Source organism: Nocardia sp. NBC_01730 (assembly GCF_035920445.1).
Lineage (GTDB): Bacteria > Actinomycetota > Actinomycetes > Mycobacteriales > Mycobacteriaceae > Nocardia.
Map to the genome: position 1 here is coordinate 4,216,168 of NZ_CP109162.1, position 17,793 is coordinate 4,233,960.

At 66.2% G+C, this 17,793-nt stretch carries 1 protein-coding gene; it reads right to left on the reverse strand.

All coding sequences use genetic code 11. The annotated features are described in order from the left end of the window. Nucleotides 1-130: 130 nt before the first annotated feature. Nucleotides 131-17,266, reverse strand: a complete 17,136-nt coding sequence (locus tag OHB12_RS16800; RefSeq protein ID WP_327120614.1) for a non-ribosomal peptide synthetase — start codon at nucleotides 17,264-17,266, stop codon at nucleotides 131-133. Between the last annotated feature and the right edge of the window lie 527 nt (nucleotides 17,267-17,793).

Here is a 17,793-nt window from a genome sequence, read left to right on the forward strand (position 1 = left end):
ACATCGCGCTCATGATGGGTAATGATAGCCAGATCATATGATTTGCGCCTTGTTTGCACGGTTGGCTGGTTCTGTAGACGATGTTGCTGGGAGCCCCGCCCCGGGGCACTGCTCGACGATTCGATTCCGGCTAGGTGGTGAGGGTCGATCGGAAGTGCTCTGTGAGGACCAGTCCGATTGCGCGGAGCGCGTCGGGTTCAGTCATCCGTTCGTGCCGGGTGGGAATGTGGTGTTCGGTGATATTGCCGGTGATGTGGTCGTTCCATGCGAGCGCCGGACAGGGGTCGTCGTCCGTGTGGTCGGCGGCGTTGAAGTAGATCAGGTCACCGTCGAAGAGTGCCGGCCGGTGGTTCCAGGCGAGGTCGACCAGTCGGGTGTAGTCCTCATGCAGGATCACGAGATGTTCGGGGGTCACGGCGGTGAGGAGTCCGCCTTGGCGATGCAGCAACTCGATTGCGGCCTCGATGGTGAGGTCGGCGGGGTCCTGAGGTACGGCGAGGCCGCCGAACTCGGCGAGCATGTCCCCGATGCTCGGCGTGGGAGCGCGGACGCTGCGGGCGGTGACGACGCGGGTGTCCATCATGGCCAGGGTGGCGACAGGGTCGCCTTCGCTGCGGAGTTGGACGGCGATCGCGTGGGCGATGGTGCCGCCGAGCGAGTAGCCGAGCAAATGGTAAGGGCCGTGCGGCTGGACGGACCGGATCTCCCGGACGTAGCGGGCGGCGAGTTGGTCGAGCGTGTCGAACCGTGCGGTGGGCTCGGTGAACGCCGGGGACTGCAGCCCGTGGACGGGACGGTCGGGGCCGAGGTACTGCACGAGTCCGCTGAAACCCCAAGCCAATCCGATGGCTGGATGGACGCAGAACAGTGGCGGGCCGGTTCCGGCAGCGCGCAGCGGGAGCATGACCGAGAGTGCTTCGCCGGGGTCCTGTTCGTCGATGATGTGCTGGCGGGTGTCGATACGGTGGGCCAGTAACTGCGGCGTCGGGTCGGTGAAGATCCACTGAACCGGCACGTCGACACCGGTCGACTCCGCCAGCCGCGCCACCAGTTGGGTGGCAGCCAGCGAGTTGCCGCCGAGAGTGAAGAAGCCGTCGTCGACACCGGCACGATCGATGTCGAGGGTCTGGGTGAAGGCGTCGCAGACGGTGGCCTCGAGTGGCGTGGACGGTGCCCGGAAGCGGGCGGGACGCCGGTCGGGTGGGGGTAGGGCTTTGTAGTCGAGTTTGCCGGTGGCGGTGCGAGGGATTCGGTCCAGCACCATGATCGAGGACGGGATCATGTGGGCGGGTAGTCGGGTTGCGAGGTGGGTGATCAGTGCGGTGGTGTCGGGTGTGGTGTCGGGGGTGGGTACGACGTAGCCGGTGAGTTGGTTGATTCCATTGGGTCGGGTGTGGACTGTGACGGCTGCGTGGGTGACGTCCGGGTAGCTGCGTAGCGTGGCTTCGATCTCGCCGGGTTCGACGCGGTTGCCCTGGATCTCGAGTTGTCGGTCACTGCGGCCTTTGTAGTGCAGTGTTCGGTCGGCGGTCCAGGCGACCAAGTCGCCGGTGCGATACATCCGTGTTCCGGCCGGCCCGTACGGGTCGGGGACGAATCGGGCTGCTGTCGTCACGGGTTGCTTGTGGTAGCCGCGGGCCAGGCCTGGTCCGGACAGATACAGTTCGCCCACTACTCCGGGTGGGACGGGGCGCAGTCTGCGGTCGAGTACGACGGCGGTGAATCCGCGGACCGGGCCCCCGATTGCCATCGGGCTGTCTGTGATCGTGGTCGAGGGAGTGTCCGCGCAGCTCGTGATCGTGGTTTCGGTAGCCCCGTAGCAGCTGATCACTGTGCGGCCCGGTGCCCACTGTGCTGCCAGGTCTGGTGGGCATGTCTCGCCGCCGAGGACCAGGGTGCCGAGGGTGTCGACGAGTCCGTCGGGGTGCATCGATGCGAGCACTGTCGGGGTCATCGCGGCATGGGTGACGCGTTCGGTGTTGATCACCCCGGCCAGTTCGGGGCCGCCGACTACTGGTGGAGGGGCGAGAACCAGGGTGGCTCCGGCGGCGGCGGCGCTGAGCCATTCGAGGATCGAGACGTCGAAGCTCGGTGCGGCAGCCGCCAGCATTCGGGAGGTCGGGGTGAGGCCGAACCGTTCCCGTATGTCGGCGGCCAGGTTCGCTATCCCGGTGTGGGTGACCACGACCCCTTTCGGGGTCCCGGTGGAGCCCGAGGTGTAGATCAGGTACGCCGGGTGCTGCGGTCGCAGCGTGGTTGTGCGTTCGGCGTCGGTGACCGCGGCAGGGGACGCCGACGCTGTCGCCGCGGCGAAGGAGGGGTCGTCGAGGACGAGCCATCTGGCGGTGTCCGGTAGCTGGTCTCGGTGGGCCCCCAGTGTCAGCCCGACGGCGGCACCGGAATCGGTCAGAATGCTGGTGATCCGGTCGTGCGGATGGGCGGGGTCGATTTGAACGAACGCGCCGCCGGTCTTGGCGACCGCCCATACGGCGATCATGGCCTCGATGGAGCGCGGCAACGCCACGGCCACGAACGATTCCGGTCCTATCCCGGCATTGATCAATACCCGCGCCCACCGGTTCGAGGTTTCCTCGAGTTCGCGGTAGGACAGTCGTGTGCCGCTGCATACCACCGCTTCGGTGTCCAGCGTCATCGCGGCCGTCAACACCTGCGGCAACACCGACATCGCCTCGCCGGGAGGACCGTGCACGGGTACCAGCGCTGCTCGCTCGACCGGCGATAGCAGCTGTAGTCGGTTGAGGGGCAGGTCGATATGTGTGGCCAGGGTGTCGAGAACTCGCAGCACCCGGTCGGCAATGGCGTCGATCTGCTGTTGTGTGAACAGGCCGGGCAGGTATTTGAAAGTCAGGTGCAGTCGGGTGTCGTGCTGGACCATCAGGCCGAGCGGAAAGTGCGCCGCGTCACGGCCGTGCACGTCCAGGACGCGCATTCCTGCGATGTCGGTGTCTTCGGACAGCCCGGCCGAGTCGATCGGGTAGGACTCGAAGACCGTCGCGGTGTCGAATATCGCGGCGGGACCGGCCACCTGTTGGATGCGGGCGAGTCCGAGGTGGTGATGGTCGAGCATCGTGGCTTGCTCGGTGTGGATTCGCCGTAGCAGTTGGGCGAGGCTTTCGCGGTGGTCGAGCCGGACCCGCACGGGCACCGTGTTGATGAACAGCCCGATCATCGATTCGATACCGGGGATCTTTGGCGGCCGTCCGGAGACTGTGGTGCCGAAGACCACATCTTCGCGGGCGGTCGCGCTCGCGAGGATAATCGCCCAGGCGGCTTGGATGAGGGTGTTGAGGGTGGTCTCTTGCTGGTGGGCCACGGCGACCAGGGCCGCGGTGCGGTGTTCGCTCAACCGCACCTGGACCTCACGCGCGGCAGCGGACTGCTGGCGGCCGCGGGCTTCGGGCGCCAGCAGAGTCGGCTCGGTGACGCCCTCGAGTGTCCGCGCCCACGCGGTTTCCGCCGCGTCCTGATCCTGGGCCTCGAGCCACATCAGGTAGTCGCGGTATGGACGCACCGGGGCCAGCGTCCTGGAGTCGCTCTCGGTCGCATAGAGGGTCAGCAGTTCCCGGGTCAGCAGTGGCGTGGACCAACCGTCGATCAGGATGTGATGAATGGTCAATACCAACTGGTACCGCTGGGGGCCGGTGGCAACAAGTGTCAGTCGCAGCAGCGGCGCCGCGGTCATGTCGAAGTGGCGGTCGTTGTCCATGAGCCGATCGAGCGCGGCCGCGGTGTCGGAGCACTCGGCCAGGTCGATCTGGGTGAACGGCACCTCGACATGCCGATGTACCACCTGAACCGGATCGCTGGCGCCGTCGCGCACGAACGCGGTCCTCAGGTTCGGGTGCCGTGCGACAAGCGTCTGCACCGCACGGCGTAACCGGTCCGCGTCGACGCGCCCGCCGAGTGCGATACAGAGTTGCACGATGTACCCGTCGCGGGCGTCGGCGGCGAGCTGGGCGTGGAACAACAGCCCCGCCTGCAGCGGTGTGAGCGGCCAGATATCGTCCAGTGCCGGATGCTGGGCCTCGAGCCGGTTGATCGCGGCCTGGTCGAGGTCGACGAGGCCGATGTCGGAGGGCGTCAGGCCCCCGGCCCCAGGCCGGGACGCGTGAGCGGCGAGAGCCGTCACCGCGTCGCGCCACAGGTCCGCGAGGTCGGTGACCTCGACGGAAGTGAGCAGGCCGGCCGGATAGTCCCAGGTCGCGGTCAGAGCCGGCCCGTCCGGCGTGTCCACGGTGACCGCGTTGAGGGCCAGCAGAGCTGCTATGGCCGCGTCGGGATTCTGCACACCGCCGCGGTTGGAGTCGCCTTCGGCGGGCATCCACCCGCTGTCGCGCAACGCTTCCGGAATGGTGTCGAACCGGCCCAGATAGTTGAAGCTCACCTGAGGGTCGGGCAGGGCACCCAGAATGCGGGCGGTATCGGCGTTGAGGTAGCGCAGCAGCCCATAGCCGATCCCGTGGCCGGGAATCTGGCGGAGTTGTTCCTTGATCGATTTGATGACGGTCCCGGCGGCAGCTCCGGCGGTGAACGCGTCGTCGATGTCGATGTCGGCCAGGTCGAGCCGCACCGGGTAGGTGGTGGTGAACCATCCGACGGTGCGGGTGAGGTCGGCACCCGGGAGCACCGTGTCGTGGCGACCGTGGCTTTCGAGGGTGAGCAGTGTCTCGGTGACGGTGTTGCCGTGGCGCCGCTGCCATCGAGTCAACGCCAGCGCGAGCCCGGCGACGAGGGCATCGTCCACGTTGCCGTGGAACGCCCCGGGCAGTGTGGTGAGTACGGCGCGGGTCACCGCGGTAGGTAACCGCACCTCGACAGTGGCGACGGTGCCCTGCACGTCCACGACCGGGTCGAGAGGGCGGGCCCCGATCGCCGGATCAGCAGCACTGAGCGTGGACCGCCACCAGTCGAGTTCATCGAGGTTCCCTGCGGCGGTGTCCAGGCTGTGCGCCCAGCGTCGCATCGACGTACCGACCGGCGCGAGCCGCGGCGGTTGCCCGGCACTCACCTGGGCCCATGCCGCAGCGAGGTCGGGCACGAGGATCCGCCACGACACGCCGTCGGTGACCAGATGGTGTACGACGACGAGCAGCCGCCCCGGCTGCCCGGGCGAGTCGAACCACACCATCTGGAGCATGACTCCCGCCCCGGGGTCGAGGCGCTCGGCGGCCGCATTCGCCTCCGCGTCGACAATCGCGGCGAACGCGCTGCTGTCCGGTGCCGCATCCACCGACGCGCGCCGGATCAGCCCGGCAGCGGATACCCCGGCCGGGGGTACCTGCAATGCCCAACCCGATGGATACTCGGGGTCGGGGTGCAATCGGGCCCGCAGCATGTCGTGGTGATCGATCACCGCTTGCACGGTGGCGCTGATTCCGGCGATGTCGATGCCGGTCGGCAGCGTGAGCATCACCCACTGGCAGAAGCAGTCGAATCCGCCGCGCTCGAACAACCAGCACATGATCGGCGTCGCCGGCATCGGACCCACACCCCCGCCGGGCAGTTCCGACGGAAGGGCGGTCGCCGCGGCGCTGTCGCGCACGGCGATCCGGGCCAGCCCGGCGACCGTTTTACACTCGAACACATCACGCACGGAGAACACCAGACCCGCCGCCCTGGCATAGGTCACCAACTGGATCGACACGATACTGTCACCGCCGAGAGCGAAGAACGAATCATCGAGGCCGACCGTGTCGACACCCAGTACCTCGGCGAACAGTCCCGCCAGCGTCGACTCCACGTCGGTGACCGGTGCCCGGAATCCGGCTCGGCTCCTGTGGAATTCGGGCTCGGGCAGTGCGGCACGGTCGAGTTTGCCGTTCTTCGTCATCGGCAGCGCGTCCAGCAGCACCACGGTCGCGGGCATCATATGCGGGGCCAACCGCTGCGCCGCGAATGCGAGGACGGCAGCCGGGTCCAGGTCGGCGCCGGACTCGGGCACCACGTACCCGATCAACCGCTCGCCGGTGCCCGGGCCTCGGTCCACGGTCGCTACCGCGCGGGCCACACCCGCGCAGGCCAGCAGACCCGATTCGACCTCACCGAGCTCGATGCGGAAACCACGAATCTCGACCTGGAAATCCGAGCGGCCCACATAGTCCAGGACCAGGTCCCCGTCCGGTTGCCGCCGCCAGCGCACCAGGTCCCCGGTCCGATACATGCGCTGTCCCGGGGCTGCGAACGGATCGGCGACGAACCGCGACGCCGTCAGATCCATCCGGTTGTGGTAGCCGCGAGCCAGACCCGGACCCGCGAGATACAACTCACCCACAACCCCGACCGGTACCGGCCGCAAGCACGCGTCGAGCACAACCTCACCGACGCCGCGTATCGGCCCGCCGACCGTCACCGCCGCCGACGGGTCCAGCGCCGCACTGATATTCGTCATGATGGTGGTCTCGGTCGGGCCATATCCGTTGTGGAACGCTCGGCCCGGCGCCCACCGGACGACCAGTCCCGGCGGGCAGGCTTCGCCGCCGGCGACGAGCACCCGCAGGCCATCCAGGCCCGTCGGGTCGACCGACCCCAACGCCGACGGGGTGATGAAGGCGTGCGACACCCGCTGCTCGATCACCAAGCGCCGCAGCTCTTCTCCGCCGTATATAGTTGTCGGCGCGATCACCAGTGTCGCCGTGGCCTCGATCGCCATCAACTGTTCGAGCACGGCCGCGTCGAAGCTCGGTGAGGCGAGGTGCAGGATCCGCGCCGACGGCCCCACCGCGTACCGGTCACGTTGCTCGGCAGCGAAGTTCGCCAGTCCGGTGTGGGTGACGATCACGCCTTTGGGCCGCCCGGTGGATCCGGAGGTGTACATGACGTACACCGGGTGGGCCACATGCAGCGGTACTTTTCGTTCAGCCGGCGTGATGGCCGCCGCGGAGGTGGTGGCGAGATCGGCTCGAAGCTCGGGGGCGTCGAGTATCAGCCAGTCGATCATGCCGGACAGCTCTGCCACTACCGTCGATACCGTGATACCGATCCGGGTGCCGGAATCGGTCAGCATGAACGCGATCCGGTCGGCAGGGTAGGTGGGGTCGATCGGTACGAACGCTGCCCCCGACTTGGCCAGCGCCCATACCGCCAGTACCGACTCGATCGACCGCGCCAGCCCCACTGCAACGGTTGTTTCCGGTCCCGCACCCCGACCGATCAACAGTCGTGCCAGCCGATTCGACTCGGCATCCAGCTCGCCGTAGGTCCACCGGCGATCCCCGCACACCACCGCGACCGCCCCTGGATTCCTTTGCACCGCCGCGGTCAACAACTCCGGCAGGACTCGCCCCGGTACGGCCTGATCACCCGACACCGGTGTCAACTCCCGGTATTCCGGCGTGGAGAGCAGATTCAGCCGGGCCAGCGGCAGATCCGGGTCGGCGGTAACGACGCGGATCACTCGCAGGACCCGCTGCAGGGTTGCATCCATCGTGTCGTGGTCGAAGAGTTCGGGCAGGTACATGATTTTGAGGCGCAGTCGCGTGTCGATATGGGCAACCACTCCCAGCGGATAGTGCACGGCGTCGATCCCGGTCACGTCGATCAGCCGCATCCCAGCGATATCGGTGTCCGCGGTCAGCCCGCCACGATCCACCGGGTAGGACTCGAACACCGTCATCGTGTCGAACACCGCACCCTGCCCGGCCACCCGTTGGATGTCGGTCAGACCCACGAGCTGGTGATCGAGCAGCGTGACCTGCTCCGCCTGGATTCGGTCGAGCAGTTGCCCCAGACTCTCGGTGGTGTCGAGCCGGACGCGCACCGGCAGCGTGTCGATGAACAGCCCGATCATCGATTCGACGCCCGCGAGCTGCGGAGACCGCCCGGAGACCGTATTACCGAACGTCACATCCGCTCGGGAGGTCAACCCGCCCAACACAATCGCCCACGCCATGTGGAGCACGGTGTTGAGGGTGACTCCACGGGACCGCGCGAGGCCGGTCAGCGCCGTGGTCTGCGCCTCGGTCAGTTCGCCTGCCACCTCACGTGATTCGGAATATCGACGGCTGGGATCGCCCGGAGCCACCAGGGTCGGCTCGTCGGCGCCGTCGAACGCGCGGGCCCAGGCCGCCAGCGACGCAGCCGGGTCCTGCCCGGCGATCCACGCCAGGAAGTCCCGGTAGGGGCGAACACGAGGCAGCATCGAGGTGTCGCCGTCGGTGGCGTAGAGCACCAGCAACTCCTTCAGCAGCAGCGGCGTCGACCAGCCGTCGAGCAGCAGATGATGGTTGGTCAGCACCAGCCGGTAGTGCTCCGGCCCCATGGTGACCAGCATCCAGCGCAGCAGCGGGGCGCGAGCCGGGTCGAGCCGGGTCGAGCGGTCCGCTGCCATCAGCCGATCCCACTCGCGATTGCGTGCGCCGTCGTCCAGCTCGGACAGGTCGAGCTCCGTCAACGGAGTCCCGACGTGTTCGAGGACCACCTGCACCGGCTCGGCGCCGATGTCCGCGTCGAAGGCGGTGCGCAAATTCGCGTGCCGGTCGAGAAGCATCTGCGCGACTCGGCGCAGCCGCTTCGGATCGACGTACCCGCGCAGCTCGAGGACCAGCTGCATCACGTAGGCGTCCACAGCCTCCTCGGACACCAGCGCATGGAACAACAACCCCTTCTGCAACGGAGTCAACGGCCAGATGTCGCTCAACGCCGGATACCTGTCCTCGAGTCGCTCGATCTCGGACTGCCCGAGTCGGACCAGATCCAGATCCGAGGGCGTCCGGCCTCCGGATCCGGAACGATGGGTATGTGCCGCCAACGCGGTCAATACCCGACACCATGACTCCGCCACCTCACGCACCTGGACGTCGGTGAGGACCCCGGCGGGATACGACCAGATCGCCCGCAACCGTGGTCGGTCACCGTCGTCGAGGGTGAGGGCATTGATGTCGAGTACCGCCGACACCGGCATATCCGGATCCCGCGCACCGGCTAGCTCGCCACCGCCGAGGTCACCACCACCGTCCACCGGCATCCATCCGACCGCCGCCATCCCGTCGGGAATCCCCGGCGCACGGCCGAGATAGTTGAACCCGATCTGCGGCACCGGCAGACTCCCGAGAATCGGTGCGGTGTCCTCATTGAGATACCGCAACAAGCCGTAGCCGATCCCGTGGTCCGGAGCAACCAGAAGTTGCTCCTTGACAGATTTGACCGCCGCACCCAAAGCCGGCCCACCCGCACATGCGTCGTCGAGATCGATGCCCGAAAGATCCAGGTGCACAGGAAAACTCGTGGTGAACCAGCCCACCGTCCGGGTGAGATCCGAGCCCGGTAAGGCACCATCCTCACGGCCGTGCCCTTCGAGACCGATCACCACGTCCGCGAGTGAACCACCGGATGCCTCCGTCTCGAACCCACGCCGCCACTTCGTCACGGCCACTGCCAGTGCGGCCAGCAGCCCGTCAGCGACACTGCCGTGGAACGCCGCGGGCACCTCGGTCAACAGCGCCTCGGTCACCTCGGGGGTCACTTCGACCGCGACGGTGCGGGTGGTGGCAGCCACGTCGGTCACGGGGTCCAGGGGCCGGGACCCGATCACCGGGTCGTCGCCGACAGTCATCGCCTGCCACAATTCGAGCTCGGCGACCCGCTCCCGGCGTTGGGCTGCCTCGACCAGCCCGTGCGCCCACCTGCGCATCGACGTCCCGACCGGCGCCAGATCGGGTGGCTCGCCGGACTCGATCCGCATCCAGGCGAAGGCGAGGTCCGGTACCAGCACGCGCCAGGAAACCCCATCGATCACCGAATGGTGCACCAGCATCAGTACCCTGCCCGGCTCTGCCGTATCTACCGGGTCGAACCAGACCACCTGCATCACGATCCCCGCACCCGGATCGAGCCGGTCCGCTGCGGCATCCAACTCCGCCGCCACCAACGCACGGAACTCGACGCTTCCCGGCCTCCCCTTCATCGCCACACGCCGGATGACGTCGTCGGCCCGAATCGTTGCGACCGGCAGCACCTCCCACGTCCAGCTCCCGTCCCCGCCCGGGCGCAGCCGCGCGCGCAGCATGTCGTGCCGATCGAGTACCGCCTGCACCGTGCCCGCCAGTCCTTGTCGGTCGATCCCCGCGGGCAGACCCAGAACCATTGCCTGCGACAAGCGGCCGAACCCCGGCTTCGCCCGCTCGAGCAGCCATCGCATGATCGGCGTCAGCGATATCGGCCCCACACCCGCGCCGGGCAGTTCCGTCGGAGGAGCGATCGCCGCAGCGCCGTCGCGGGCGCCGACCTGGGCCAGCCCGGCGACCGTCTTACGCTCGAACACATCGCGGGGGGAGAACAAGACACCCGCCGCCCTGGCCCGTGTCACCAACTGGATCGACATGATGCTGTCTCCGCCGAGGGCGAAGAACGAGTCGTCGAGACCGATCGTGTCGATGCCCAGTACATCGGTGAACACTCGAGCGATCGTGTGTTCTATCGGTGTCTCAGGCGCTCGGAACGCCTTGTTGTCGGTGAATACCGGATCTGGCAGCGCCTTGCGGTCCAGTTTGTTCGTCGGTGTCAACGGAACGCGGTCCAGCACCATGATCGAGGACGGGACCATGTAGGACGGTAACCGGGCGGTCAGATGTTCGGTCAGCGTGGCGGCATCGATCGAGTGATCCGGCGCGGCAACGACATACGAAACCAGCGACTCGGCCCCAGAGTCGTTGCGGTGGCCGATGGTGGTGGCGAACCCGACCGTCTCGTGGGCAGCGAGTGTCGCATCGATCTCGCCGAGTTCTATGCGTAGGCCCCGAATTTTCACCTGGAAGTCGGTGCGGCCGAGATGCTGGATCGCTCGGTCGGCCGTCCACCGGACCCTGTCCCCGGTGCGGTACATCCGTCCGGGTCGCCAAGGGCAGGCTACGAAACGCTCGGCCGTCAGGCCCGCCCGGCGATGGTATCCGCGGGCCAACAGCGGACCGGCGATATACAACTCACCCGCCACACCGACCGGCACGGGCTGCAGCCGCTGATCCAGCACCCATTCCGAGACACCACGAATCGGGCCACCGATCGTCACCAGCTCACCCGCCACCAACGGAGCGCTGTGGTTCGTCACGATCGTGGCCTCGGTCGGACCGTAGACATTGCAGAACTCACGACCGTCGCTCGCCCAGCGGCGCACCAGCTCCGGCGGGCAAGCATCACCGGCGGAGACGACGAGCCGCAGATTGTCGAGTCCGGCCGGATCCACCGAACTCAGGGCCGCCGGTGTGATCACCGCGTGGGTCACCCGCTCGCGGCGCAGCAACTCGGCCAGCTCCGCGCCGCCGTAGGTGCCGGGCGCGGCGATCACCATCGTGGCGCTGGGACCCGCTGCGAGCAGCAACTCCGAGACCGAGGCATCGAAGCTCGGTGACGCGAAATGCAGGGTCCGCGAGTCCGCGGTCATCGCATAGCGTTCCCGCTGTTCGGAATCGATCGCGGCCAACCCGCCGTGCGTCACGGTCACGCCCTTCGGCACCCCCGTGGAACCCGAGGTGTAGATCAGGTAGGCCGGGTGCTGCGGCCGTAGCACGGTTGTGCGTTCGGGATCGGAGATCGGCTGGGCACTGCAGGCCTCGTCGATGTCGTCGGGTGTCAGCCAGTCGATGTCATCGGGTAGTTGTGAGCGCACCGATGCCGTGGTCAGGCCGATGGCTGCCTTCGAATCGGTCATCATGTAGGTGATGCGTTCGGTGGGGTAGGTCGGGTCGATCGGCAGGTAGGCAGCTCCCGATTTGGTGACCGCCCATACCGCGAGGACCGAATCCACAGAGCGCGGAATACCGATCGCGACGATGTCTTCCGGGCCGATACCTCGTTGGATGAGCAGGCGCGCCAATTGGTTCGAATGCTCGTCCAGCTCTCGGTAGCTCAACTGTTGCCCGTCGAACACGATCGCCGTGGCGTCGGGATGCTGCGCGGCCGCCGTGCTCAGCAGGTCGGCCAGGGGGGTGGGCGCCACGGTCGGCGCACCGGTACGTGTCAGCAGATCGGCTCGTTCGGCGGGCTCGAGTATCTCGATCGTCCCGACCGGAACCATGGGATCGGCGGCAACCGACTCCAGTACCCGGATCCACCGATGCACAAGAGAATCTATGGTCGTCGCGTCGAACAAATCCGTGGCATAGGTGACCGCTACCGCGATATCGCCGCTGTCATGGTTGTCCGACAGCACGAACTGCAGGTCGAAGCGAGACACCTCGGTAGGCAGATCGACCACCGACACCGCGAGACCGGGCAGCTCGAGCTTCACCTGTTCCAGATTCTGGAATGCCAGAAGCACCTGGAACAACGGGTGCCGGGCCTGAGAACGCTGCGGAGCAAGGTGGTCCACCAACTGCTCGAACGGAACAGCGGCATGCCCGAAGGCGTCCAGGTCGACCTGCCTGATCCGGTCGAGCAGATCGGTGAACGGTTCATCGAGATCGATGAAGGTCCGCAACACCAGGGTGTTGACGAACATGCCGATCACGTCGTCGAGCGCTGCTGCACCACGCCCGGCGATCGGCGTGCCGACCGGAATGTCGCTGCTACCACTCAACCGGGCGAGCAGGACCGCCAGCGTGCCGTGGATCACCATGAAGAACGACGAGCTATGTTGCTGTGCAAACTCTTTCAATTCTCCGACCATCCCGGCGCGCAACGAAAAACTCGCAGTGGCACCCCGATTCGACATCACCACGGGCCGCGGCCTGTCGATCGGCAGACGAAGCTCCTCGGGAACTCCGTCCAGATTTTCGGCCCAGTATCGGATCTGCTGGGCGCACAACGATTCCGGGTCGTCGGGCGAGCCGAGGCCGGCTCGTTGCCATAGTGCGTAGTCCGCATACTGGACAGGCAGTGGTGTCCACGACGGGGCTTCACCGCGAATCCGTGCGGTGTACGCAGTTGCCACGTCGCGGGCCAAGGGTGTCATCGAGAAGCCGTCCGCGGCGATGTGATGCACCACGACAGCCAGTACGTATTCGGGTTCCTTGCTGCCGAGCGCACGGAACAATCGGGCACGCACCGGCACCTGAGTGCTCACGTCGAAGCCCTCGATGACGAATTCGGTTACCGTTGCGATCAACTGGCTCGGCAGAACCGCTACCGGAGTCAGTTCATGGTCGACGTCGTCGGCCGATTCGATCAGCTGGATCAGTACTCCATCATGGTCCGGGTACCGCGTTCGCAAAGACTCGTGTCTGCGCAGCACGTCGACCATGGCCGATCGCAGGGCGTCGACATTCACCTCGCCGCGCAGCCGAATGGCGATCGGCATGTTGTATGCCCCGGAGCCGGGTTCGTACTGATTGAGGAACCACATCCGTTGTTGGGCCGGTGCCAACGGCACGAGCGCAGGGCGTGGCCCAGCGATCAGTGGCGGGCCGCGCCCCGTGCCGGCATTCCGCTCTACACGAGCTGCGAGTGTCGCGGCCGTGGACGCCTCGAACAACAGTCGCACGGGAATCTCGGTATCGAGCGCGGCCCCGAGCCGCGCGGCAATCCGCGTCGCTACCAAGCTGTCTCCGCCGAGGGCGAAGAAGGAATCGTCCACACCGACCCTGTCGACACCCAAAATATCTGCGAAACACCGGGCGACGATCCGCTCGGTCGACGTCCCAGGCGCCCGGAAAGGCCTGTCACCAGCGAACACCGGCTTCGGCAGCGCCTGACGATCCACCTTCCCCGCCGGCGTCAACGGAAAACGATCCAGCACCATGATCGACGCCGGAACCATATACGACGGCAACCGATCACCCAGATACTCGGCCAACACCGCCGTATCGATCGAACACCCCGGCGCCGCAATGACATACGAAACCAACAACTGCGCCCCCGCATGACCACGACAACCGACAGTCGTCGCATATCCCACAGCATCATGAGCCATCAGTGCCGAATCGATCTCCCCCGGCTCGATACGCAGACCTCGAATCTTCACCTGAAAATCCGAACGACCCACATGCTCGACCGCCCCCTCGTCCGTCCACCGAGCCACGTCCCCGGTCCGGTACATCCGCTCACCCGGCGCCCAAGGACAAGCAACGAAGCGCTCCGCCGTCGTACCCGCCCGAGCGTGATACCCACGAGCCAACAAACTACCCGCAACATACAACTCACCCACGACACCGACCGGCACAGGCTCCAACCGCGAATCCAAAATCCACTCCGACACACCACGAATCGGACCACCGATCGTCACCGCACCACCCGCAGTCAGCGGGGTGCTTTGGTTCGTCATGATCGTGGTCTCGGTCGGACCGTAAGCATTGAAGACCTCACGACCGTCGCCGGCCCAGCGCTGTACCAGCTCCGGCGGGCACACCTCACCGGCCACGACGACGACTCGCAGAGCATCGAGCCCGGCCGGATCCACCGACATCAACACCACCGGCATAACCACCGCGTGCGTCACTCGCTCGCGGCGCAGCAGATCAGCCAACTCGGTGCCTCCGTAGGTGCTGGGCGGGGCGATCACCATCGTCGCCCCGGTGCCTACCGCAAGCAGCAACTCCCAGACCGAGGCGTCGTAACTCGGCGATGCGAAATGCAGGGTCCGCGAAACCTCAGTTGCCCTATAGCATTCCCGCTGTTCGCAACTGAGCGCGGCCAACCCCGCATGCGTCACCGTCACCCCCTTCGGTACACCGGTGGAGCCCGAGGTATAGATCAGGTATGCCGGATGCTCCGGGCGAAGTACGGTTGTCCGTTCCCTGTCGGAGATCGGCTGAGCACCCGAGGTTTCGTCGAGGTTGTCCGAAATCAGCCAATCGATATCATCTGGCAACCGCGCACGCACAGCTGCCACGGTCACGCCCACAACCGCCCCGGAATCGGCCACCATGTGAGCGATCCGCTCCCTCGGATAACCCGGATCGACCGGCACGAAAGCCGCCCCCGACTTCGCAACGGCCCAGACCGCCACCACTGAATCCACACAACGCGAAATACCCACCGCGACCACGTCCTCGGGGCCCGCACCACGCCGAACGAGTAACCGGGCCAACCGATTCGAACGCTGGTCCAACTCCCGATAACTCAACCGCCGCCCATCGAACACGACCGCCGAACCATCAGGGTTCCGCCCCACCGCCGCAGCCAACAGCTCCGGCAACGTCATCACCGGCGCGGCGGCGTCACCCGAATGCGACAACAGGTCGGCTCGCTCGGCAGGCTCGAGCATCTCGACAGCGCCGACCGGAATCGTCGGGTCGGTGGCTACCGATCGGAGTATCCGCATCCATCGCTGCGTGAGGGAGTTGACCGTTGCCTCATCGAACAAGTCGGTGGCGTACGCGATCGTGGCTGTCGAGTCACCGCCGTCGTGGTCCTGCGAGAGTATGAATTGTAGGTCGCAGCAGGATATTTCGCTGGAGAGTCCGAGCGTCGGCAGTTCGAGGTCGAGTAGTCCCGGTTCGACCGGTTCCAGGTTCCGGAAGGCCAGCATCACTTGATACATGGCGTGTCGCGACCGGGATGGCGGGTCCACCGCTTGTTCCCGCGGAACATCGGCATGATCGAACGCATCCAGATCAACCCGCCGAACCCGACCGAGCAAATCGACGAACGACTCGCCCGGATCAATCTGCGTCCGCAACACCAACGTATCGACGATCCCGAGCGCCCCCACACCACGCCCCGCAACCGGCGTACCAACCGCAATATCAGCGCTGCCACTCATCCGGGCGAGCAACACCGCCAACGCACCATGAACCACCATGAACAACGAAGAATCATGCTGCTCGGCAACATCTTCCAACGCCCGAACCAGTCCGACGCCCAACGAATGGACGACGGTGGCGCCCCGATTCGACATCACCACCGGCCGCGGCCTATCCACCGGCAAGCAAAGTTCCTCGGGAAGATGCGCAAGCGCAGCCCGCCAGAACGCCAGGTTCTCGCGGCGGCGGCGGATCCCGGCGCTGTCGGCGGCGCTGCCGGGGTCGACCTGTCCGAGCTCGGTGTCCGATGTGGCGGCAGTGAACTCGTCGAGGAACTCCACGAATCCGGTGCGGTGCGCCGACAGTTCGAGGTCGGTGTAGAGGTTGGGATTGGCCAAGAACTGGAGGATCGTCCGCGGCGGATCCCCGGTCTGATACACATCGACCAGCAAATCCTCGACCGGGCCGGAGCTGAGGATGTGGAATTCCCCGGTCACCGACCCGAACTGGATCTTCTGGGCGAAAAGCATGACGTTCACCACCGGGCCCGCGAAGCGCCGCTGTGTGGCACGGGTCCCGGTGGCGGCGCGGATGTCGGCGAGGCCGCACCTCTGGTGCCGCAACACACCCACCAGATCGGACTGCACCCGCAGGGCCAGCGTCGCGACGGTGTCCCCTGGGTCAAGGACGATCGGAAGCGGTGCGATATTGACGAACACCCCCGCGGACCGCCGCAGCACGGCGGTCGTGCGGCCCGACACAGGAATGTTGACCAGGACCTCGTCCCGGCCGGTTTTCCTGGCCAGGTAACAGCCGAATGCGGCGATCACCACCGCGGCCGCGCTCGCGCCCAACGCTTTCGCCGAATGATCGATCCGCCCCACCGTCTCCGCCGACAGTTCGGTGATCGCGACAACACTGTCCGCGCACGCGGGGGCGTGCCCGGCAGCCAGGCCGAGTTCCTCGCCGACGCCGGCGAGTCTGTTCACCCAATAGGTCTGGTCGTCGGTGAACCGCTTCGACTCCCGGTAGCTGCGGTCGGCCTCGTACAGGGCGCGGATATCAGCCGCCCGGTTGGGCTCTGCCGTGCGGCCCTGCACCGCCGCCGTATACAGCGCCGCAATCCGATTCACGATCATCATCGCGCCGTAGCCGTCCAATGCGACGTGGTGGCTCCGGCAATACAGCAGATAATGCCGATCCCCGACCTGCACGATCGCCGTGGCGACCAACCAGTCCCGGGTCATATCCAACGGTGCGGTGTACTCCCGGCGCATCCACTCCAAGCCTGCCGCGACGGGATCCGGTGCGCTACGCACATCGATCACCGGTCCCGCCACCTGCAGCGACGGGTCGTACAACTGAGACGGCTGTCCCTCGGTCTCTACCAGTCGTAGATACCCCGACTGGAACTCGTGGCCGGCTCGAATCGCCGTCTTACGCAGCAGATCGACGTCGAGGTCGCCCTGGAACTCGACGTACTGCGCCTCGGATATCGGCACATCCGGACTCAATTTCTGCGCCAGCCACAACCCCTGCTGCCCGGCGGACAGCGGTATCGACTGTACGGCTGACGCGTCCGGCTCGATATTTCCGTTCGATCCGAGGTCGAGCTGCGGTCGCGGAACAGTCATTAGTCCTTCTCACCCCGACCTCGGCAATCATAACTCGAACGACGTTCGTGTACACGGCCGGACGCTGAAACAGTTTCCATATCCATGGCCGAACAGCAGAAACTTGGCGACTTTCGGCCTTCGATTAGACGGCGGAATACTCTTTCCGTTTCGGCATTTGTGCACTTCGTCGGCCTCCGGAGTGAATGTTATCAATTCTCGACCATTCGTTCATACCTGGCCTGCGGCCTGGCGTCATAGCCGGATGTTCAGGCCAGAGCCTTGGAATCGCAGGCGGAAGAGCGGCCGCGGGCACCCTCACCGTCCGCCCCGCATGGCGTTCGCGCTCTCGCCGGAATTCTCCCCGCGTTGGCCGCCGGTGGTGAATATACACCCGAATTCGCATGTAATAGTACTACATTCAGCGATGACGGCCCGACTCCTTCGGATCGTGAATCCCACAGTCCCGGCCGCTGGAATCGGGAGTCGGCCCAAGGCTCCGACAGACAGGTCGGATGGTCCATTCCGTCCGATTTTATACAATTGCT